Source organism: Nocardiopsis sp. FR4 (genome assembly GCF_009830945.1).
Lineage (GTDB): Bacteria > Actinomycetota > Actinomycetes > Streptosporangiales > Streptosporangiaceae > Nocardiopsis.
Map to the genome: position 1 here is coordinate 22,386 of NZ_VWVV01000036.1, position 19,067 is coordinate 41,452.

General features: G+C 73.8%; 19 protein-coding genes and 1 pseudogene. 14 read left to right on the forward strand and 6 right to left on the reverse strand.

Annotated elements, in window-relative coordinates; translation table 11 throughout:
* Positions 1-6: 6 nt before the first annotated feature.
* Together FYW95_RS24615 and FYW95_RS28490 are read left to right on the forward strand one after the other, a co-directional pair.
* Positions 7-1,809 carry an ABC transporter ATP-binding protein gene (locus FYW95_RS24615; protein WP_159945553.1) on the forward strand — a complete coding sequence of 601 codons (1,803 nt, stop codon included), beginning with the start codon at positions 7-9 and terminating at the stop codon, positions 1,807-1,809.
* 232 nt (positions 1,810-2,041) lie between these two features.
* Positions 2,042-2,563 (forward strand): hypothetical protein, encoded by a 522-nt coding sequence (locus FYW95_RS28490; RefSeq protein WP_159945552.1) that lies wholly within the window; start codon positions 2,042-2,044, stop codon positions 2,561-2,563.
* Between the two features lie 18 nt (positions 2,564-2,581).
* Here FYW95_RS28490 and FYW95_RS28495 read toward each other — a convergent pair.
* Positions 2,582-3,373: pseudogene (locus tag FYW95_RS28495) on the reverse strand (siderophore-interacting protein); the annotation flags it as partial.
* Positions 3,374-3,467: 94 nt separating this feature from the next.
* Positions 3,468-4,115, reverse strand: coding sequence for a TetR/AcrR family transcriptional regulator (locus FYW95_RS24625; RefSeq protein WP_159945649.1), 648 nt, complete (start codon positions 4,113-4,115; stop codon positions 3,468-3,470).
* Positions 4,116-4,333: 218 nt separating this feature from the next.
* Between FYW95_RS24625 and FYW95_RS24630 the strand changes: the two genes are divergently transcribed.
* Genes FYW95_RS24630 through FYW95_RS24640 form a run of 3 tightly spaced genes read left to right on the forward strand, consistent with a single transcriptional unit; the run spans position 4,334 to position 5,828 of the window.
* On the forward strand, positions 4,334-4,990 hold the full coding sequence (locus FYW95_RS24630) for a CatB-related O-acetyltransferase (RefSeq protein WP_159945648.1): 657 nt from the start codon (positions 4,334-4,336) through the stop codon (positions 4,988-4,990).
* A complete protein-coding gene (locus FYW95_RS24635) occupies positions 4,987-5,244 on the forward strand; it encodes a virginiamycin B lyase family protein (RefSeq protein WP_201295020.1) in 258 nt (85 codons plus the stop codon). The genes FYW95_RS24630 and FYW95_RS24635 overlap by 4 nt, the downstream gene beginning before the upstream one ends.
* Positions 5,245-5,276: 32 nt before the next feature.
* On the forward strand, positions 5,277-5,828 hold the full coding sequence (locus tag FYW95_RS24640) for a DUF5701 family protein (RefSeq protein ID WP_201295021.1): 552 nt from the start codon (positions 5,277-5,279) through the stop codon (positions 5,826-5,828).
* Positions 5,829-6,075: 247 nt separating this feature from the next.
* Here the strand turns inward: FYW95_RS24640 and FYW95_RS24645 are convergent, their stop codons facing one another.
* On the reverse strand, positions 6,076-7,479 hold the full coding sequence (locus FYW95_RS24645) for a MocR-like pyridoxine biosynthesis transcription factor PdxR (protein ID WP_159945647.1): 1,404 nt from the start codon (positions 7,477-7,479) through the stop codon (positions 6,076-6,078).
* Positions 7,480-7,546: 67 nt separating this feature from the next.
* Between FYW95_RS24645 and FYW95_RS24650 the strand changes: the two genes are divergently transcribed.
* The 9 genes from FYW95_RS24650 to FYW95_RS24690 all read left to right on the forward strand — a co-directional run bounded on the left by FYW95_RS24650 (position 7,547) and on the right by FYW95_RS24690 (position 16,442).
* Complete coding sequence (locus tag FYW95_RS24650; RefSeq protein WP_159945646.1) at positions 7,547-8,188, forward strand: pyridoxamine 5'-phosphate oxidase family protein; 642 nt, start codon at positions 7,547-7,549, stop codon at positions 8,186-8,188.
* A gap of 205 nt (positions 8,189-8,393) precedes the next feature.
* Positions 8,394-11,204, forward strand: a complete 2,811-nt coding sequence (locus FYW95_RS24655) for a DUF4040 family protein (protein ID WP_159945645.1) — start codon at positions 8,394-8,396, stop codon at positions 11,202-11,204.
* A complete protein-coding gene (locus FYW95_RS24660; protein ID WP_159945644.1) occupies positions 11,201-11,509 on the forward strand; it encodes a sodium:proton antiporter in 309 nt (102 codons plus the stop codon). Before FYW95_RS24655 ends, FYW95_RS24660 begins: the two co-directional genes overlap by 4 nt.
* Positions 11,506-13,008 (forward strand): monovalent cation/H+ antiporter subunit D family protein, encoded by a 1,503-nt coding sequence (locus tag FYW95_RS24665; protein WP_159945643.1) that lies wholly within the window; start codon positions 11,506-11,508, stop codon positions 13,006-13,008. The genes FYW95_RS24660 and FYW95_RS24665 overlap by 4 nt, the downstream gene beginning before the upstream one ends.
* Positions 13,005-13,382, forward strand: a complete 378-nt coding sequence (locus FYW95_RS24670) for a Na+/H+ antiporter subunit E (RefSeq protein ID WP_236568134.1) — start codon at positions 13,005-13,007, stop codon at positions 13,380-13,382. Before FYW95_RS24665 ends, FYW95_RS24670 begins: the two co-directional genes overlap by 4 nt.
* A 38-nt stretch (positions 13,383-13,420) precedes the next feature.
* Positions 13,421-13,636: an MrpF/PhaF family protein gene (locus tag FYW95_RS24675; protein ID WP_370462451.1), complete on the forward strand. Its 216-nt coding sequence runs from the start codon at positions 13,421-13,423 to the stop codon at positions 13,634-13,636.
* Complete coding sequence (locus tag FYW95_RS24680; RefSeq protein ID WP_201295022.1) at positions 13,633-13,989, forward strand: cation:proton antiporter; 357 nt, start codon at positions 13,633-13,635, stop codon at positions 13,987-13,989. The genes FYW95_RS24675 and FYW95_RS24680 overlap by 4 nt, the downstream gene beginning before the upstream one ends.
* Before the next feature lie 96 nt (positions 13,990-14,085).
* Positions 14,086-14,940 carry an ABC transporter ATP-binding protein gene (locus FYW95_RS24685; RefSeq protein WP_159945641.1) on the forward strand — a complete coding sequence of 285 codons (855 nt, stop codon included), beginning with the start codon at positions 14,086-14,088 and terminating at the stop codon, positions 14,938-14,940.
* A complete protein-coding gene (locus FYW95_RS24690) occupies positions 14,937-16,442 on the forward strand; it encodes a fluoroquinolone export ABC transporter permease subunit (protein WP_159945640.1) in 1,506 nt (501 codons plus the stop codon). Before FYW95_RS24685 ends, FYW95_RS24690 begins: the two co-directional genes overlap by 4 nt.
* A 120-nt stretch (positions 16,443-16,562) precedes the next feature.
* Here the strand turns inward: FYW95_RS24690 and FYW95_RS24695 are convergent, their stop codons facing one another.
* From FYW95_RS24695 to FYW95_RS24705, 3 genes are read right to left on the reverse strand one after another with little or no spacing between them, the layout of a single operon-like run.
* On the reverse strand, positions 16,563-17,849 hold the full coding sequence (locus FYW95_RS24695) for a glycosyltransferase (protein ID WP_160050894.1): 1,287 nt from the start codon (positions 17,847-17,849) through the stop codon (positions 16,563-16,565).
* On the reverse strand, positions 17,831-18,469 hold the full coding sequence (locus FYW95_RS24700; protein ID WP_159942935.1) for a TetR/AcrR family transcriptional regulator: 639 nt from the start codon (positions 18,467-18,469) through the stop codon (positions 17,831-17,833). Before FYW95_RS24700 ends, FYW95_RS24695 begins: the two co-directional genes overlap by 19 nt.
* Positions 18,470-18,498: 29 nt before the next feature.
* Complete coding sequence (locus tag FYW95_RS24705; protein WP_159942934.1) at positions 18,499-19,044, reverse strand: hypothetical protein; 546 nt, start codon at positions 19,042-19,044, stop codon at positions 18,499-18,501.
* Between the last annotated feature and the right edge of the window lie 23 nt (positions 19,045-19,067).

Below are 19,067 nucleotides of genomic sequence, written 5' to 3' on the forward strand. Positions count from 1 at the left end.
CCGCCCATGAGCACGTCGGCGGACACGTCCGCGCCGGCGCACGGCGAACTGCTCCCCACCGCCTCCGCCCGCCGCACCTGGAGCGTGCTCGGCGGGGCGGTGCGCCGCACCGGCTGGCACACCCCGCTGGCCCTGGCCACCGTGCTCGCGGGCAGCGCCGCCGGGCTGGTCGCCCCCTGGCTGCTGGGGCGGATGGTGGACGAGGTCTCGGCCGGCGGCGGCCTGGACGCGGTCCTGGCCCCGGCCGCGGTGATCGCGGTCGCGGGCGTGCTCGGCGGCCTGCTCACGGGGCTGGGCGGCTGGCTGGTCAGCCGGGTCGGCGAGACCGTCCTGGCCCGCCTGCGCGAACGCGTCATGGACCGGGTGCTGCGCATGCCCGCCGCCCGCCTGGAACGGGTCCGGATCGGCGACCTGCTCTCCCGGGTTGGCGACGACGTCGCGGTGGTCACCGCGAGCATCGCCCGCAACGGCCCCGAGGTGGTCGTGGCCCTGGCCACCGTGGTGCTCACCGGCGCGGGCATGACCGCCCTGGACTGGCGACTGGGCCTGGCCGGGATGCTCTCCCTGCCGGTGTACGCCCTGGCGGTGCGCTGGTACCTGCCGCGCTCGGGCCCCTACTACGCCCGCGAGCGGGTCGCCATGGGCGAGCGCTCGCACGCCATGATGGGCGCCCTGCGCGGCCGCGGCACCGTGCGCGCCTACCGGCTGGAGGACGAGCACGCCGGGCGCGTGGCCGAGCGCTCCCGCGAGGCCATGGACATCACGGTCGCGGTCTTCCGGCTGTTCACCCGGTTCGGTTCGCGCCTGAACGCCGCCGAGTGCGTGGGGCTGACCTCCGTGCTGGTCGTCGGGTTCTGGCTGGTGCGCGGCGACCTGGCCACGGTCGGCATGGTCACCGCCGCCGCGCTGTACTTCCACCGCCTGTTCGGGCCGCTGATCTTCCTGGTCATGAACTTCAACGAGGTCCAGTCGGCCGGGGCGAGCCTGGCCCGCCTGGCCGGGGTGGCCGACCTTCCTGAGGAGCCCGACGCGGGCGCCGGGGAGGGGCCCGCGGACTCCTCGGTGCGGGTGGAGTCGGTCAGCCACTCCTACGGCACCGGCGCCCCGCCCGCCCTGGACGGGGTCTCGCTCACCGTCGCCCCGGGCGAGCGCGTGGCCCTGGTCGGGGCCAGCGGCGCGGGCAAGACCACCCTGGCCGCGCTGGTCAGCGGTCTGCGCGCGCCCACCTCCGGCACCGTGTACCTGGGCGGGATCCCCCTGGACGAGCTCGGAGAGCGCCGGGTGCGCGAACACGTCTTCCTCGTCAGCCAGGAGACCCACGTGTTCGCCGGACCGCTGCTGGAGGACCTGCGCCTGGCCCGCGCCGGAGCCACCCCCGCCGAGGCGGAGGCCGCCCTGGAGACGGTCGGCGCCCTGGAGTGGGTGCGTGCCCTGCCCGAGGGGCTGGACACGGTGGTCGGCGAGGGCGGGCACGCCCTGACCGCCGAGCAGGCCCAGCACCTGGCCCTGGCCCGCCTGGTGCTGGCCGACCCGGACGTGGCGGTGCTGGACGAGGCCACCGCCGAGGCGGGCAGTTCGGGGGCCCGGAACCTGGAGCGGGCCGCCGCCGCGGCCACCGCCGGACGCACCACCCTGGTGGTGGCGCACCGGCTGACCCAGGCCCAGACCGCGGACCGCGTGGTGGTCATGGACCGCGGCCGGATCGTGGAGCAGGGCGCGCACGCCGACCTGGTGGCCGCCGACGGCCGCTACGCCGCCCTGTGGCGCAGCTGGCAGGGGGGTGTTGACCAGGGAGAACGCGTGTGCTGAGGTTCGGGGGGCCGGTGCCCGGAGCCGGTCAATTCCGGGTTGGCTTTCGGCCAAGGATCACTGTGTCGGGCAACCTTTCCGGGGTGTGTGCCGGAGTGTTTCTGCCGTAGGAACACCCGCGGCCCCCGCCCGGGGGCCCGCAGGCCGGCACCGCCGTCGCGCGTGTGGTCCCACCCCGAGAACCCGCTCCCGGGGGAGGCGTCTGCGCAGGGTGCACGCAGCCAGGAGGAACATGATGTCGCTAGCCCCCACCCGAATGGCCGCCGCCGCGCTGGCCGGGACGGTACTGGCGGTGCTCGCACCGGTGGGCGCGCACGCGGACGAGTACGCGCACAAGGAGCTGGCCTCGGTGAAGAGGTACCTGTCCGAGTACGAGGACGAGGAGCGGGCGATCGCCGACGGCTACGCGCGGACCGACGAGTGCGTGGAGAGCCCCGAGGGCGTGATGGGCTACCACTACGTCGACATGGACCTGATCGACCGCGAGCTCGACGCGCGCAGGCCCGAGGCGCTGGTCTACCAGCCCGACGGCTACGGCGGCCGCGAGCTCGTCGCGGCGGAGTACATCTACGTGGACGAGGACCAGGACGTCTCGACCGACGACGACCGGCCCTCCCTCTTCGGGCAGCCCTTCGACGGGCCCAACGAGCCCCAGACCGAGGGCCTGCCGGTCAACTACACCCTGCACGTGTGGTTCTGGCAGAAGAACCCGGACGGTCTCTTCGCCGCCTGGAACCGGGCGGGCACCTGCTGAGCCGCGCACCCGGGCGCTGATCCCGGCGGTGCCGTGGCGCCAGTAGCCGATGAAGGTGATGTCGTCCTTGGGGACGGCGTGGTCGCGGACGAGGGTGCGGCGTAGTCCGGTGGGCAGGGCGTTCTCTCCGGCGAGGAAGCAGTAGGGGCGGCCCGGGGGGAGTGGGGTGGTGCTGACGGTGTGTAGGGCGAGTCGTCCGGGGATGGTGTGGGGGTCGGTGCGGGGGAGCCAGTGCACCTGGACTCCGGGTGGTGTGTGCAGGTCGCGGATGTCGTCGGGGGTGGGGATTTCGAGGTAGGCGTGGCCTTCCAGGTCGGGTGGGGCCTGTTCGAGGATGGCGGCGATGGCGGGCAGGGCGCTTTCGTCGCCGGCCAGCAGGTGCCAGTCCACCCCCTCGGGCGGCAGGTAGTACACGCTGTCGGCCAGCAGCCCCGCCTCGCCGCCGGGCACGGCGCGGTTGGCCCAGGCCGAGGCCGGGCCCTCCTCGCCGTGGTCCACGAACTCGATGTCCAGCTCCAGCGCCCCGGGGTCGAAGCGGCGCACGGTGTAGGCGCGCACGTGCGGCAGGCGGCTCGGCGGCATGGCGTGGAGTTCCTCCACCCAGCGCCTGTCGGCGGACCCGGGCATGTGCAGCCGGTCCTGGCCCCGGCGGGGCAGGAACAGGCGCACGAACTGGTCGCGGCCCAGGTGGGTGAAGTCGGCGAGCTCGGACCCGCCCAGGGTCACCGTGACGAAATGTTTGCTCAGGCGCTCGGTGCGCACCACGCGGGTACGGACCATCGCGCGGTGGCCGGGCTGTTCGATGCGCACGGGAGCCCTCCGGTCGTGTGAGCGGAAACCTTCATTAAGTGAGGTTAGCCTAACCAAATCTTTTCGTCGACGCCGACGGCCGCCCGGTTCGGCGTCAGGCGGTGGCGTAGTCGGGCAGGGCGCCTTCCAGCAGGTCGAAGGCCTGGGTGGCCTCGGCGGTGACGGTACGGGCGATCTCGTCGTTGGGGCTTCCGGAGAGGGTGAGCGTCTGGATGCGCTGGAACAGCACCCGGTGGACGCCGCCCAGCAGCGCGGCGGCGGTCTGGACGGTGATGTCGTCGGGCTGGGCGCCGGTGGCGTCGGCGAGCGCCTGGGCGAGGCGGTGTTCGCGCTGGTCGTGCAGGCCGCGCAGGCAGACGGTCAGGGTGGGGCTCTCGGCGATCATGCGGGCGAACCGCTGGCCGGAGAACCCGGCGACCGGGTTCTGGGTGGCGGTGTCGGCGGCGAACGCGCGGCGCAGCGCGGCCAGTGCCGATTCCCCCGGGCGCCGCGCGGCGACGGCGCGGGCCAGGGAGGCGGCGAACTCCTCCTGGTGGTCCAGGGCCAGATCCTCCTTGCGGGGGAAGTAGTTGGTGACGGTCTTCTTGGCGACACGGGCGGCGGCGGCGATCTGGGCGATGGTCGTCTGCTCGAAGCCCTGGGCGATGAACAGTCGGGTCGCGTGGTCGGAGATGAGCCGCCGTGTCTCCTGCTTCTTGGCCTCGCGCAGCCCGGTGGTCGGAGCGGGCGTCTCGGTAGTCATGGCGTAAACTTACTCCTGTCATATATTTATGTCGACACTCCTCGGGTGCTGGAGTAAGTTTACGCCCGTCGTAAAAATATGGCGAGAGAACGACGAGTCCGGAGGGCGCGTCCATACCCGTGGCTCCCGGCCACGCCGCCGTCGCGGCCTTCCCCGACACGGTCGGGAACCCGCCGCCCGGTCCCGTCACCTGGTTCCCCGCAGACAGGAGTTCCCTCTTGGTCCCCGACCCGATGGCGGTGCACCCGCTGCCCGCCCACCAGCGGGTGGTCTTCCTCAAGCCGCTGGTCAGCTCGCCGACGATCGAGGTGGGCGAGTACACCTACTACGACGACCCCGAGAGCGCGACCGAGTTCGAGCACCGCAACGTGCTGTACGCCTACGGGCCCGAGCGGTTGACCATCGGCAGGTACTGCGCGATCGCCTCGGGAGCCAGGTTCCTGATGGCGGGCGCCGAGCACCCGACGATGGGGGTGTCCGCCTTCCCGTTCACCATGTTCGGCGGTGAGTGGGCCGAGCGCACCCTGGACATCGTCACCGGTATGCCCAGCCGGGGCGACACCGTCGTCGGCAACGACGTCTGGTTCGGCTACCAGGCCACCGTCATGCCCGGGGTGACCGTCGGCGACGGCGCCATCATCGCGGCCGGAGCCGTGGTCACCGCCGACGTCCCGCCCTACACGGTCGTGGGCGGGAACCCGGCCAGGCCGATCCGGCGGCGCTTCGACGACTCCGACGCCGAACGCCTGCTGCGGGCCGCCTGGTGGGACTGGCCCGCCGACCTGGTCACCGAACACGCCCGCACCATCATGGCCGGTACCCCGGCCGACATCGCCCGCGTCGCCGCCGAACACGGACTGGAGAAGAGTCTTTGACCCGTGTGACCATCGAGGAGTGCGCCGTGGCCGACCGCGCCGCCGGGCCCTACGCGATCACCACGGGGGCCGACGGCGCGCTGTGGTTCACCGAATGGAGCGGTAACCGCGTCGGCTCCGTTACCGGTGGGGGTGTGATCGAGGCGCACGATCTGCCCACACCCGCCTCGGAGCCGCACGGCATCACCCTCGGCCCGGACGGCGCCCTGTGGACGGCGCTGGAAACCGGCGCCCTCGCCGGTATCGCCCTCTGACCACCCGGCCACCGGACCGCTGAAAGGACACCATGACAACGATCGACGCGGGCGCGGAATTCGACCGCCAGACGAACAACCTGATCGAGCTGGGCTACCCGGGGATGGGGGGCCTGACGCCTGAGCGGTTCCAGACCCTGGCCGCACCCCTGCGCGACGTCGCGGCGCAGGCCGGGAACACCGCCTACGAGCCCGGGACCGGTCGGATTCCGTTCGTGCTGGTGGTCACCCGCGAGGTCGTCCCCATCGAGCGGATGATGCCCCGCACCGCACTCCGCGGAAAGGCCAAGCCCGGCTTCGTCGACCCTTCCTTCGAGCCCGGATCCCTGGAGCGATTCGCCGCCATCGAGGAAACCGGGCTCACGGACCAGCCGGTCTACCTGCTGTCGGACATCGAACGCGGCGAGGAGTTCTGCGGCGCCGTTCCCCGCGACGCCATGGACACCATCACCGCCAGGAACCGCACCCCGCTCACCATCGAGGAGGGCATCGCGGTGATCACCCGGTTCCCGGAGGCGCTGGTCAAGAACAAGTGCTTCTCCCTCGGCGGATCCCGCTCGGGCGACCGCCGCGCGACCGCGTAGCCGATGGCCGGGGCCCACGCCACACCGGTGGCCGGAGACGGTACCGCCGCCGACCACCGTTCGGGGGTGGTGCCCCATGGGCCCGCTACGACCCTTGTGCCAGATTTGGGATCTACATCATCAAGGTGGCGTTTGATCAGTATGGATCAAGAGAGTGGGAACAACACGACGACCGCGGTCGGGTAAGCGGGAGCGGTGCGACCACCACCGCGGAGCCGGTTCCGCCGGTGGCGCCGGCGCCCCGCGGTCAGTGGCGGCGCAGCACCTCGTTGAGGACCCCGCAGGCGCGGCGCAGCTCGGCGGGGCTGGCCGTCCCGTAGCCGATCACCAGGCCGTGCACGTCCGGTGCGCCGTGGCTGTTGCGGGAGACGTCGTCGAGCAGCACGCCGCGTTCGGCCGCCTCGGCGACCACCGGGGCCACGGCCGTCGCGGGCAGCGGGAGCAGGACGTGCAGGCCCGCCGTGTCACCCCGCAGTCGCGGGCCGAGCAGTTCGATCAGCATCCGGCGGCGGCGGGCGTACTCCAGGCGCATCCGCCGCAGGTGCCGGTCCAGGTCGCCGCGCTCCAGCAGCAGGGCGGTCGCGGCCTGGGCGGGCACGCTGGTGCGGTCCGACAGGTCGCGGCGGACCGCGGCCAGGTGTTCGAGCCGGGCGGGCTCGGCGACCACCCAGCCGACCCCCAGGTCCGGGGACAGGGTCTTGGAGAGGGTGCCGAGCAGGATGACCCGGCCGGGGTCCAGGCCGTACAGCGCGGGCAGGGGCGCCACGTCGTAGCGGAACTCGGCGTCGTAGTCGTCCTCCACGACCATCGCCCCGGTGCGGCGGGCCCAGGCCAGGAGGCGTTCGCGGCGGGGGATCGGCAGCCGTCCGCCGAGCGGGTACTGGTGTGCGGGCGTGGTGTAGAGCACCGACAGGTCCTCGGGCAGCGCCTCGGTGAGGATGCCGTCGTGGTCCACCGGGCAGGGGTGCACCCGGGCCCCGCGCGCGGCCAGGATCGTGCGGGCCTTCTGGTAGCCGGGCTCCTCCACGCCCGCGCGGGTGCCCGCGCCGAGCAGGGCCGCGCCGACCAGGTCCAGGCCGTTGCCGGTGCCGCGGGTGACCATGACGCTCTCCGGGCCGATCCGCACGCCCCGGGTGCGGCGCAGGTGGTCGGCCAGGAGTTCGCGCAGGCGGGGCAGGCCGCGGGGGTCGGGGTCGTCGTCGGGCGGCTGCTCGGCCGCGTACCGCCAGGCCCGGCGCCAGGCGGCCGGGTCGTGGCCGCCCACCCACGGGCCGCCCGGGCGCAGGTCGATCAGCCCCTGCTCCCGGGCCTGCCCGCGGGACGGGCGCGGCGCGGCGGCCAGGAGCGGCTCGGCGGGAGCCGGGGCGGGGTGCGGGGCGGGGTGCGCGGCCTCGTGCCGGGCGACGAAGGTGCCCGATCCGTGCCGTCCCTCCAGCCAGCCCTCGGCGTACAGCTGCTGGTAGGCCTCGGTGACCACGGTCCTGCTCACGCCCAGCTGCGCGGCCAGGACGCGGCTGGAGGGCAGGCGCTCGCCGGGGTGGAGCACGCCGCCGGACATGGCCTCGCGCAGGGCGTCGGACAGTTGGACGGTCAGCGGCCGGGCGGCGGAGCGGTCCAGGCTCAGGGCGGGTTCGGCGGCGCGGCGGGGCACAGTGGTCTTTCCTTTTCGGCTGTAAGTGGCCATGGTGGGGTGTCCACTTGCTTCCTAGGCTAGGCGCATGCTCTCCACCACAGAACGCACCCGGCTGCGCCGCGGCAAGCACAAGGCCCGTACCGACCGGGCGGACCTGTACGCGGTCCTGGACGCGGGGACGGTCTGCCACCTGGGGGTGGTCGTCGACGGCGCGCCCATGGTCGTGCCGACCGCCTACGGCCGGATCGGTGACACCCTCTACCTGCACGGTTCCACCGGTGCGCGGTCGCTGCGCGCGGGTGGCGAGGTGTGCGTCACCGTGACCCTGCTGGACGGCCTGGTGCTGGCCCGGTCGGCCTTCCACCACTCGGTCAACCACCGCTCGGCCATGGTCTACGGGGTGCCGCGCGTGGTCACCGACGAGCGCGAGCGCCTGGACGGGCTGCGCGCGCTGACCGAGCAGTTGGTGCCGGGGCGCTGGGACGCGGTTCGCCCGCCCACGCCCAAGGAGATGGCGGCCACCCGGGTGCTGGCGCTGTCGCTGGAGGAGGCGTCGGTGAAGGTGCGCACCGGGCCGCCCGGGGACGACGAGGGGGACCTCGCCCTGCCGGTGTGGGCGGGAGTGCTGCCGGTGCGCGAGGTGTTCGGTGCGCCGGAGCCGGACCCGGCGCAGGACCCGGGCCTGGCGGTGCCCGACCACGTGGCGTTGCGGGGGCCGCGGGGATAGGGACCGCCGTGGCCGCCCGCCGTCCCCCGGCGGGCGGCCACGGTGTACGGCTGTGTCTGGAGCACACCGGGATCCGGGTTTTGTCCGGCTTCCTGGCGTGTCCGGACGGCCTATCGCCCGTCGCACACCGAGCATGGGACCCGTGCCCTCTTCAGCTCGTTGACCGCCCGCCCCCCCGCGGCGGACGGCCCGAAAGGACGGCGGTGTGCTCCACCTCCTGGCCGCGCTCGTAGCGGTTACGCTCCTGGCTCCGGCCGTGGACCGTGTGCTCGGGCGCTCCACCGGGTGGCTGGTGGCCGGGGCGCTCGCCCTGCTGACCGGACTGGTCCTGCTCGGGGGCGGCCGCGTGCTGGAGGGGGAGCGCCCGCCGGAGGCGGCCCTGTCGTGGATGCCGACCCTGGGGGTGGGGCTGTACCTGCGCATGGACGGCCTGGCGTGGCTGTTCTGCGTGCTGGTGCTCGGGGTGGGCGCGCTCGTCCTGGCCTACTCGGCCCGCTACTTCCCTCCGGGCGGGCAGGGCGGTTTCTTCTTCGCCATGAGCGCGTTCGCCACGGCGATGACCGGGCTGGTGCTGGCCGACGACGTGGTCCTGCTGTTCGTGTGCTGGGAGCTGACCACCGTCTGCTCCTTCTGGCTGATCGGCCTGCCGGGGGCGGAGGGGGCCCGGCCCGCCGTGCGCGCGTTCCTGCCGACGGCGATGGGCGGTCTGGCGCTGCTGACCGCGGTGCTGCTGCTGTGGACGCGCACCGGCACCACCCGGCTCAGCGTCATCGTCGAGGACTCGTCGTGGACCCGGGACACCGGGTTCGCCACGGTGGTGGCGCTGCTGGTCGTGGTCGCGGTCCTGACCAAGTCGGCGCAGTTCCCCTTCCACGCCTGGCTGCCCGACGCCATGGTGGCCGCCACCCCGGTGAGCGCCTACCTGCACGCCGCCGCGATGGTCAAGGCGGGGGTGTACGTGGCGATGCGGTTCTCCCCGGCCTTCGCGGACGTGGTGGCGTGGCAGGTCGCCCTGGTGGGCCTGGGCCTGCTGACAGCGGTGATGGGCGCGGTCTTCGCGCTGCAGAAGAACGACATCAAGGAACTCGTCGCCTACTCCACGATCAGCCAGTTGGGCCTGATCGTGGCGGCGGTGGGCGTGGGTACCGCCGAGGCGCTCGTGGCGGCGGCCATGCACACCCTGGCGCACGCGCTGTTCAAGGCGGCGCTGTTCATGGCGGTGGGTGTGGTCGACCACCAGACGCACACCCGTGACCTGCGTGAACTGGGGGGTCTGCGCCGGTCGATGCCCATCACCACGGCCACGAGCGCGCTGGCCGCCCTGTCGATGGCCGGAATCCCCCCGTTGCTGGGTTTCGTCAGCAAGGAGGGGCTGCTGGAGGCCTTCCTGCACGCTCCCGGCCCGGTCTGGGCGGGACCGGTGGCGGCGGGGGCGGCGGTGGTCGCGTCCGCCCTGACCTTCGCCTACGCCTTCCGGTTCGTGTACCCGGTCTTCGGCGGGCGCGTCGTGCGCAACCCGGAGAGGGAACCGTCGCGGGAGGCCCCCTGGTCCTTCGTGGCCTGGCCCGCGCTGGCCGCCGCGGGCGGCCTGGTGCTGGGTCCGGCCGTGTCGCTGCTGAACCCGCTGGCCGGGCGGATCGCGGAGGAGACCGCCCGTGCGGGGGGAGAGGCGGACCTGGCGCTGTGGCACGGTTTCACCCCGGCCCTGGGCATGTCGGCCGCGGCGGTACTGCTCGGGGCGCTGCTGGCCTGGCGCACCTCCTTCGGGGCGGTCCTGGCCGGAAGGCGGCTCTTCCCGGTGCGGGGCACGGAGGCCTTCGAGCGGCTGTACGCGGGGGTGGTGGCACTCGGTGAGCGCACCGGTGACCTGACGCGCACCGACGCGCCCGTGCGTCACCTGGCGGCGCCGATCGTGCTGGTCCTGGTCCTGGCCGCGGTGGTGGCCGGGGCCGGGCTGGACTACGGGGTGGCGCCCGCGCCGGTCGTGCGCCCCCAGGACTGGGTGCTGGTGGCGCTGCTGACCGCGTCCGTGTCCGCCGCGGTGCTGACCCGTTCGCGGATCGCGGCGCTGGTGCTGGTGGGAACGGCCGGGTTCACCACGGCGCTGTGGTTCCTCTTCCTCGGCGCCTTCGACGTGGCGCTGACCCAGTTGCTGGTCGAGGTGCTGACCGTGGTCGTGGCGGTGCTGGTGCTGCGCCGCCTGCCCCGGGGCTTCCACGCGGTCCGGCGCGCGCGCACGGTCGCGACCGGGGCGGTCGCGGTCGCCGCCGGGCTCGCGGCGGGGCTGGCCGCGTACGCGCTCACCGGTCGCAGGGAGCTGTCCCCGGTGGGTGACTACCTGCTGTCGAACGCCCGGGAGGACACCGGCGGTACGAACGTGGTCAACACGGTCCTGGTGGACTACCGGGCGCTGGACACGCTGGGTGAGCTCACCGTCCTGGGGGCGGCGGGGCTGATCGTCATCGCGGTCCTGCACTCGGCGGGCCTGAGCGACCAGGGTCGGGTCCTTCTGAACGTGCCCCGGACCAGTCCGGTCTGGGACTCCGACGACAACACCGTCGCCATGCGCACCGTGGCCCGGTGGCTCATTCCGCTGTTGCTGGTGTGGTCGTTGTACCTGTTGTTGCGCGGGCACGACGAGCCGGGCGGAGGGTTCATCGCCGGGCTGGTCGGCGGCGCGGGGTTCGCGCTGGCCTATCTGGCCTCGTCCAGCGCCTCCGTGGAGCATGTCCGCCGGGCCTATCCAATCTACATCGCCTGCGGGGTGGCACTGGCGTTGGGCGCGGGACTGCTCGGATACGCCGAGGGCTCCTTCCTGCGTCCGCTGCACTTCGACCTCCTTCTGCCCTGGGGCGGGTTCAGCACCACCACGGCGCTGGTCTTCGACGCGGGGATCTACCTCGCCGTGGTCGGTGTGGTGCTGACGGCGCTCAACCAGTTGGGCCTGGAGCGGCCCGTGGAGCGTTCGGGGCGGGCTCCCGACGCGCGGGAGCGGGGACTGGGGGGTGGCCGGTGACCCTGTCCCTGGCGATCGGTGTCCTGACCGCGGCCGCCGTGTACCTGGTCCTGCAACGCGGGATGGTCCGGATCGTGCTCGGTCTGGTGCTGTTGGGCAACGCGGTGAACCTGCTGCTGGTGTCGGCGGGCGGGGCGTTCCGGCGTGACCGGCCCCTGTTGACGGAGGCGCCGGAGCGGGCGGCGGATCCGCTGCCGCAGGCCTTCGTGCTGACCGCGATCGTCATCACCTTCTCCATCACCGTGTACATGCTCACCCTCGCCGGTGCGGGCGAGGACGACGACGACACCGAGGACGGTCCGTGAACGCCGCTCTCCTGCTTCTGTTGGTCGCGGTTCCGATTCTGGGGGCCGCGCTGCTCATCGTCGTGTCCTGGCCGGTGTGGCTGCGCCGGACCGTGCTGCTGGGCACGTGCGCTGCGGCCCTGGTCGCGGGCCTGGCCCTGGCCGTGCTCACCCGGGACGGGCGGGTGTACGCGCACCAGGTGGGGCTGTGGCCCGGCGGTGTGGCCATCCCGTTCGTGGCCGACGCCTTCAGCTCGCTGATGGTGGCCACCACGGCCCTGCTGATCCTGGTCTGCTCGGGGTTCGCCGTGGCCACGGGTGAGGCCGGGAGGCGGCTCTTCGCCCCGCTGGTCCTGGTGCTGGCGGCGGGGGTGTTCGGGGCGCTGCTCACCGGTGACCTGTTCAACCTGTTCGTGTTCGTGGAGGTCATGCTGCTGCCCGCCTACGGGCTGATGGCCCTCGCGGGCACGCCGCGCGGCCTGCGCGGCGGTCGGCTCCTGGTGGTGGTCAGCCTGCTGACCTCCTCGCTCCTGCTCGCCGGGGTGGCGCTGGTCTACGGTACGGCCGGAACGGTGCAGCTGGGCGAGCTGGCCGGGGCCGCCCGGGAGTCGCCGACGGTGGCGGCCGGTGCGGGCCTGGTGCTGCTGGCGCTGTGGGTCAAGGCCGCGGTGGTGCCGGTGCACGGTTGGTTGGTGCGCTCCTACACGGCGTGTTCGCCCGCGGTGACGGCGCTGCTGTCGGGGCTGCACACCAAGGTCGCGATCTACGCCCTCTACCGGATCTACGCGGTGGTCTTCGACGGCCAGTCCTCGCTGTTGTGGGTGGGGTTGGCGGTCTTCACCGCGACCATGCTGGTCGGGGTGCTGGGTGCGGTGGGCGAGCACGGCACCCGTTCGATCCTGGTCTTCCACATGGTCAGCCAGATCGGCTACATCCTGGTCGGGGTCGCCCTGTTCAGCGAGCTGGGACTGATGGCGGGCATCTTCTACCTGGTGCACAACATGGTGGTGAAGGCGTCGCTGTTCCTGTCCACGGGGGCGGTGGAGTACGCCTACGGCACCGGGGAGCTGGACCGGCTGGGCGGGGTGGCCCGCCGGGATCCCCTGGTGGGCCTGGCGTTCCTGGGGGCGGCCCTGTCGCTGGCCGGGCTGCCGCCCTTCTCGGGGTTCGTGGCCAAGGCCGCCCTGGTCGCGGCGGCCCTGGAACAGGGGCAGTGGGTGGTGGCGGGGGTGGCTGTCGCGGTCAGCCTGCTCACCCTGATGTCGATGCTCAAGATCTGGGGCGGGGTGTTCTGGGGCGCGCCGCCCGAGAAGGAGGAGGAGCCCGGGGCCGGGGGCGCGGCCGTCGCGACGGCGCGGCGCGGCGGGGTGCGCACCGCCGTGCTGCTGCCCTCGCTGGTGCTGACCGCGGTGACGCTGGGCCTGGGCCTGGGCGCGGAGGTCCTGCTGGGATTGAGCGCGCAGGCGGCCGCCCAGCTCCTGGACACCTCCGCCTACGTCGGGGCGGTGACGGACTGGTGATCGTGCGCAGAATCGTCCACGCGCTGGGGCTGCCCTCCGCCTTCGGAGCGCGGGTGGTGGCCGCCTCGGCCCGTCTGGCCTGGGACGTGCTCACCCCCGGGAGCGCGTCGGTGCCGGCCTTCGTCCGGGTGCCGTTGCGGTGCCGCAGCGAGTTGGAGGTGACCGCGATCGCGAACATGGTCACCCTGACCCCGGGGACGGTGACCGTGGCGATCCGGATGGATCCGCCCACGTTGTGGGTGTACGGGATGTACGCGTCCGATGAGGCGGAGCTGCGGGAGGGGGTCCGCGCGATGGAGGACCGGCTGCTGGCCGTGACGCGTGCGGACGGTGCTCCGGCGCGGCCCGGGAACGGGGAGGGGAGGCGGCGGTGAACCCGCTCGACGTGGCCCTGGTGCTGCTCGTGGCCTCGATGGTGGCGGCCACCTACCGGGTTCTGAGGGGGCCGGGCAAGGCCGACCGGGGAGCGGGCGCCGACGTGGTGTTCTTCGGTTTCGTCAGTGTGGTGATCGTTCTGGGGCTCCGGTTGGAGACCGAGTTGGTGGTGGACATCGTGCTGGTGAGCACTCTGGTGGGTTTCCTGGCGGCCCTGTCACTGGCCCGGTTGGTGTCGGGGGGCAAGCGGTGAACACGGTTGTGGAGGTGCTCAGCACTGCCTGTGTGGTGGCGGGCGCGCTCGTCTTCTCGGTGGGGGCGCTGGGGCTGCTGCGGCTGCGGGACTTCTACGCCCGACTGAACGGGATCGCGGTCTCGGCGGGTCTGGGTACGGCCCTGCCGCTGCTGGGTCTGCTGTTGCGTTTTCCTTCGGTGGAGAACGCACTGAAGATCGGCTTGGCCCTGGTGGTGCAGTTGGCCACGGCCGCGGTGGGTGGCACCGCGCTGGCCCGCGCGGGGTACCTCGCCGGGACCCCGGCCGCGTCGGAGACCCGGCGCGACGCGTTGGCGGAGGCCTCCGGCGAGGAGGGGGACGGCGCGGGCTGAGCGGGGGCGGGTTGGCTCCGCGGGCGAGGGGGAGCAGACTCGGAACCGTCGCGCGCCCGCGACCGCGTTCGCTCCCCGTCGCCCGAGGATGTGTCCATGGCCGAGCAGGTCGTCACCGTGGAGGACCTGAGGGTCCGTTACCCGGGCAGCGCCGAGCCCGCCGTGGAGGGGATGAGCTTCTCGGTCGCCCGGGGCGAGGTCTTCGGGTTCCTGGGCCCCACCGGGGCGGGCAAGTCCACGACCCAGAGGGTGCTGACCCGCCTGCTGCGCCGTTACCAGGGTCGGGTGGGCGTACTGGGGCGGCCGCTGGAGCGGTGGGGGCCGGACTACTTCGAGCGGGTGGGGGTGGGCTTCGAGCTGCCCGCGGGGTTCGGCAGGCTCACCGCCCGGGAGAACCTGGCGGCCTTCGCCTCGCTCTACCGCGGTCCGGTCCGGGACCCGGACGAACTGTTGGCCCGGGTGGATCTGGCCGACGCCGCCGACCGCCGGGTGGAGGAGCTGTCCAAGGGGATGAGGATGCGGCTGAACCTGGCGCGCGCCCTGGTCAACCGGCCCGACCTGTTGTTCCTGGACGAGCCCACGAGCGGGCAGGACCCGGTGCGGGCCGCGCTGCTGCGCGGGGTCGTGCGCGAGGCGGCCGACGCGGGTGCCACCGTGTTCCTCACCACGCACGACATGGCCACCGCCGACGACCTGTGCGACCGGGTGGCCTTCGTCGTGCGGGGGCGCATCGCGGCCGTGGACACCCCGCGCGGGTTCCGGCTCGGGCACGGGCGGCCCGGGCTGGTGGCGGAGGTGCGGGGCCAGGGCGGGCGGGAGTTCCCGATGGAGGCCCTGGCCGAGGGCGGTGAGCTCCAGCGGTTGGTGGCGCGAGGTGAGGTGGAGACCCTGCACACCCGTGAGGCGACACTGGACGAGGTCTTCGCGGCCGTGACCCGGGAGCGGTTGTGAGGCGGCTGCGGGCGGCCGCCGCGCTGGAGTGGCGGGTGCAGTGGCGGTACGGGGTGGTGGGGGTGGCCGCGGCCCTGGGCGGGGTGTGGACCGTGGTGCTGCTCGCGGTCCCTGCCGGGGCGGCCCGGGTGGCGGCGCCCTACCTGCTCTTCCTGGACACCGCGGGGTTCGGGGCGCTGTTCGTGGTGGCCCTGCTGCTGTTCGAGCGGACCGAGGGGGCGCGCCAGGCGCTGGCGGCCACTCCGCTGCGGGGCGCGGAGGCGGTCGCGGTCAAGGCGGCGGTGCTCACCGCTCTGGCGGTGCTGGCCGCCGTGCCGATGGTGGTCGCGGCCGTGCGGGGGCGGATCCCCGAGGTGCCGTGGGCTCTGGCGGCGGCGTTGCCCGGGGTGGCGCTGACCTCCCTGGTGCTGCTCACGGCGTGCCTGGTGGTCGGGGCGCGGGCCCGGGACCTGTCGGGGTTCCTGTTGGCGGTGCCGCTGGCCGCTGTCCCGCTCATCACGGTGCCGCTGCTGTACGTGTCGGGGGTCGCGGCGCATCCGCTGGCCTACCTGGTGCCGACCACGGTGGGGGCGGAGCTGGTGCGGTGGGGGGTGGGCGGGGGTCCGGGGCCCGGTCCGGCGGTCCTGGTCGCGGGGGCGGTCTACTGCGCGCTCTGGGTGGGCGGTGGGATCGCGGCGGCCGGTCGCCGGGCCGAGCGGGGCGGGCGGGCCGGGTCCGGGCGGCGTTCCCGGGCCCGGCGGGGAGTCGGCGGCCGGGGAGGGCTGCCCGCGGTGGTGCGGTTCGTCCGGGTCGACCTGCGGGGTGTCGGCCGGGGTCAGTCGCTGGTGGTGATGCTCCTGGCGCCGGTACTGCTGGCCGTGCTCCTTCGCCTGGCGTTCCCGCCGGTGGCGGAGTTCCTGCGGGCGGCGTACGGCTTCGAGCCGGAGCCGCACGCCCCGGTCCTGCTGGCCGCGCTGGTGCTGTTGCACGTGCCCCTGATGTTCGGGGTGGTGGGCGGGCTGCGCGCGGTGGAGGACCGGGACGAGGGGGTGCTGCTCGTGCTGCGGGTCTCCCCGCTCTCGCTGCGCTCCTACGCCGCCTATCGTCTGGCGGCCGTCACCGCGGCCTCGGCGGTGGGGCTGGCCGTGGCGCTGCCGCTGAGCGGCCTGATGGTGTCGGGGTGGTCGTGGTCGGTGGTCCCGGCCCTGGTGCTGGCGGCTCCGCAGGCGGCCGTGCTGCTGGCCGCGATGACCGCGTGGGCGGCCAACAAGGTGGAGGCCCTGGTCGTGATGAAGGCCGTCGGTGCGGTGATGACGCTGGTTCCGGTGGCGCTGTGGGCGCTGCCGGGGCCCTGGGGGCTGTTGTTGCTGGTGCTCCCCCCGGCCTGGCCGGTGCTGGTCCTGCCGGGGTACGACGCCGGTCCGCTGGGCCCGTGGGGGTGTCTGGTGGGAGGAGCGGTGGTCACGGGTGTGGTGCTGGTCCTGTTGCTGCGGCGCACCCGGCGGGCCCTCGACGCGGTCTGAGCGGGCCGATACGCCTCTTCGGTCTGCCGTCTGACCTGCTGGTCCTGTACCTGTGGCGAGTTCGGGCGCCCGAACTCGCCACAGGTACAGGACCGCGGTGCAGGGGGCGGGTTCGGCGGCCTAGGCGCGGTCGCGCCGGGAGGCCGCCACCTCCTCCAGCAGGCGCACCGCCGTGCCCACGCCGTCCTCGGCCCGGACCCGCTCGCCCAGGACTCCGGCGCGCTCGGCCGTGGCCGGTTCCCGGGCGAGGACCAGGGCCCGGGTGAGGGCGTCCTCGGTCAGGCGCTGGCCGCGCAGCGGGGCGGGGGCGGCCCCGGCGGCGTGGACCCGCGCGGCCCAGAAGGGCTGGTCGCCCCAGAAGGGGCACACGACCTGGGGGCGTCCGGCGGCGAGGGCGGCCCCGGTGGTTCCGGCGCCGCCGTGGTGCACGACGGCGGAGCAGCGGGGGAAGAGCCGCTCGTGCGGGGCCCGGTCGATGGACAGCACCCCGGCCCCGCCCGCCTCCGCGGCGATGCCGCCCCAGCCGGAGGCGACGACGGCGCGCACGCCCGCCCGGCGTACGGCGGAGGCCACCATGCGCCCGGTGGCGGCGGGGTCGGCGGTGGGCAGGCTGCTGAAGCCGACGAACACCGGGGGTGCGCCGTCGCCGAGGAAGGCGTCGAGTTCGGGGGAGGGCCGCCAGTCGCGGTCCGGCGGCACGAACCAGAAGCCGGTGGTGTGCACGTGCGGCGGGTACGCGGCCGTGTCCGGCAGCAGGTGGCGGCTGAAGGCCTGCAGGACGGTGGAGGGGGTGCCGTCGGTCTGGCGTAGGGGGTCGTGGGAGCCGGGGCGCGCGGGCAGGCCGAGGCGGTCGCGGCGCAGTTCCTCGGCGACCGAGCGCTGGCCGCGCAGGGTCAGGGCTACCAGCCGGTAGCTCAGCGGGTTGAGGGCCCCGGGCAGCCACCCGGGCCAGGGCAGGCCGGGGGCGGGGAAGGCGCGGGTGGGCACCCAGGAGGGCTGGAGCGCGACGGGTACCGCGGGTACGCCCAGGCGTTCGGCGATGTGCCCTCCCGGCATGCCGGGGACGTGCACGACCACGTCGGCCTCCTCGTCGGCGGTGGCGGCCGTGTCGCGGTAGACCCGCCGCATGAGCGGGGTGATCCTGCGCAGGAGGGTGACGGCGTGGGCGGCGCCGCGCGGTCCGCGCAGGCCGGTGTCGCGGACGCCGCTGAGTTCGGGGTCGCCCATGAGGGTGTTGGGGCCGTCGTCCACCGGGCGGTAGGCGACGCCCTGTTCGGCGGCGAGCGGGGCGCAGGCCCGTGGCCCGGCGACGGTGCTGGTGTGTCCGGCCGCTTCCAGGCCCCGGGCCAGGGCCAGGAAGGGTTGGACGTCGCCGCGGGTGCCGTGGGTCAGCAGGAGGGCGTGCACGCTGGTGGTTCCTCTCGGGTGGTCAGACCCGCGGCGACGATGTCGATGAGCAGGTCGACGGTGGCGTGGTAGTGCTCGGGTGCGGCCAGGCGGGCGGCGTTCACGGGCAGGAGCAGTACGGCCTGCAGGACGCCGATGATCGCGGCGGGGTGGGCCGGTACCAGGTCCCCGTTCTCGCGTCCGGCCTCGACGAACGCGGCCAGGGCGTTGGCGGGGTTGTCGGGGAAGGCGGCCACGCGGGCGGCGTCGGTCCTGCGCATGACCGCGTCCATCTCCTCGGGGTGGGTGGTGAGCCGCGCGTAGAGGGGGTTGGCGGTGAGCTCCTCCAGGGTGGCGCGCAGAAAGCGCCGCAGTCCCTCGCGTACGTCGTCGGTGCTGGTGAGGGCCTCGTCGATGACGCGCCTCTTGACCGCGGCCATCTGCCGCAGCATCAGTTCCAGGTAGAGCGCCTCCTTGGAGTCGAAGAAGGCGTAGAAGCTGCTCTTGGCGATTCCGGCGGGCGCCACGAGCTCCTCCAGGGAGGTCTTGCGCAGACCCCGGGTGGTGAACAGGGCGCGGCCCGACTCCAGCAGCAGTTCGGTGATGCGCTCCTTCTCCTGCGCGGAGAACGCGGGTGGCATGGTCTTCCTCCTCGGCGGGTGGTGTCCGGTCACCGGGCGGCGGCCGGGGCGCGCTCCCGGTCCGTGTCGCGGCGGCCGGTCAGGGACAGGGGGAGCGAACGCCAGCGTGCCACGGCGACCACGACCGCGGTCATCACCGCCATGGCCAGGCCGAGGGGGAGCAGGGTGGCCAGTCCGTCGGAGCCGGAGTTGGCGACAGTCCAGGCGATCTTCAGGGCCAGACCGCCGTTGACGACGACCAGCCCCCAGCCCAGGGAGCGGTACCAGAACGCGGCGCACAGCGAGCCGATCAGGGCGGGGATCAGGGGCAGGGTGGCCCAGGTGACCCAGGTGGGGTCGGTGAACAGCTCCTTCTCCATCTCCAGGACCGCGGCCATGGCCGGGTCGGTCTCCTCGGGGGCGGGGAACCAGAAGAAGCTGGTCAGCATGGCCACGATGGTCAGGGCCAGCGCCAGAGGTCTGCGCGTCCAGCAGAAGTAGGCGATGGGTAGGAAGAACAGCGGGCGGACGTACCAGCTCAGCGGGTTGAGGTGGCGCGGCCAGGCCCAGGTGAGGAAGTCGGTGAGCAGGTCCATGGGGGCTCCTTCGCGAGTACCTT

Bases quoted from the DNA above. Each gene is read 5' to 3' on its own strand.
- FYW95_RS24675 (WP_370462451.1), top strand. From the start codon at position 13,421: ATGGTGGCGGCCACCTACCGGGTTCTGAGGGGGCCGGGCAAGGCCGAC.
- FYW95_RS24650 (WP_159945646.1), top strand. From the start codon at position 7,547: ATGCTCTCCACCACAGAACGCACCCGGCTGCGCCGCGGCAAGCACAAG.
- FYW95_RS24625 (WP_159945649.1), bottom strand. From the start codon at position 4,115: ATGACTACCGAGACGCCCGCTCCGACCACCGGGCTGCGCGAGGCCAAG.
- FYW95_RS24615 (WP_159945553.1), top strand. From the start codon at position 7: ATGAGCACGTCGGCGGACACGTCCGCGCCGGCGCACGGCGAACTGCTC.
- FYW95_RS24700 (WP_159942935.1), bottom strand. From the start codon at position 18,469: ATGCCACCCGCGTTCTCCGCGCAGGAGAAGGAGCGCATCACCGAACTG.
- FYW95_RS28490 (WP_159945552.1), top strand. From the start codon at position 2,042: ATGATGTCGCTAGCCCCCACCCGAATGGCCGCCGCCGCGCTGGCCGGG.
- FYW95_RS24685 (WP_159945641.1), top strand. From the start codon at position 14,086: ATGGCCGAGCAGGTCGTCACCGTGGAGGACCTGAGGGTCCGTTACCCG.
- FYW95_RS24705 (WP_159942934.1), bottom strand. From the start codon at position 19,044: ATGGACCTGCTCACCGACTTCCTCACCTGGGCCTGGCCGCGCCACCTC.
- FYW95_RS24640 (WP_201295021.1), top strand. From the start codon at position 5,277: ATGACAACGATCGACGCGGGCGCGGAATTCGACCGCCAGACGAACAAC.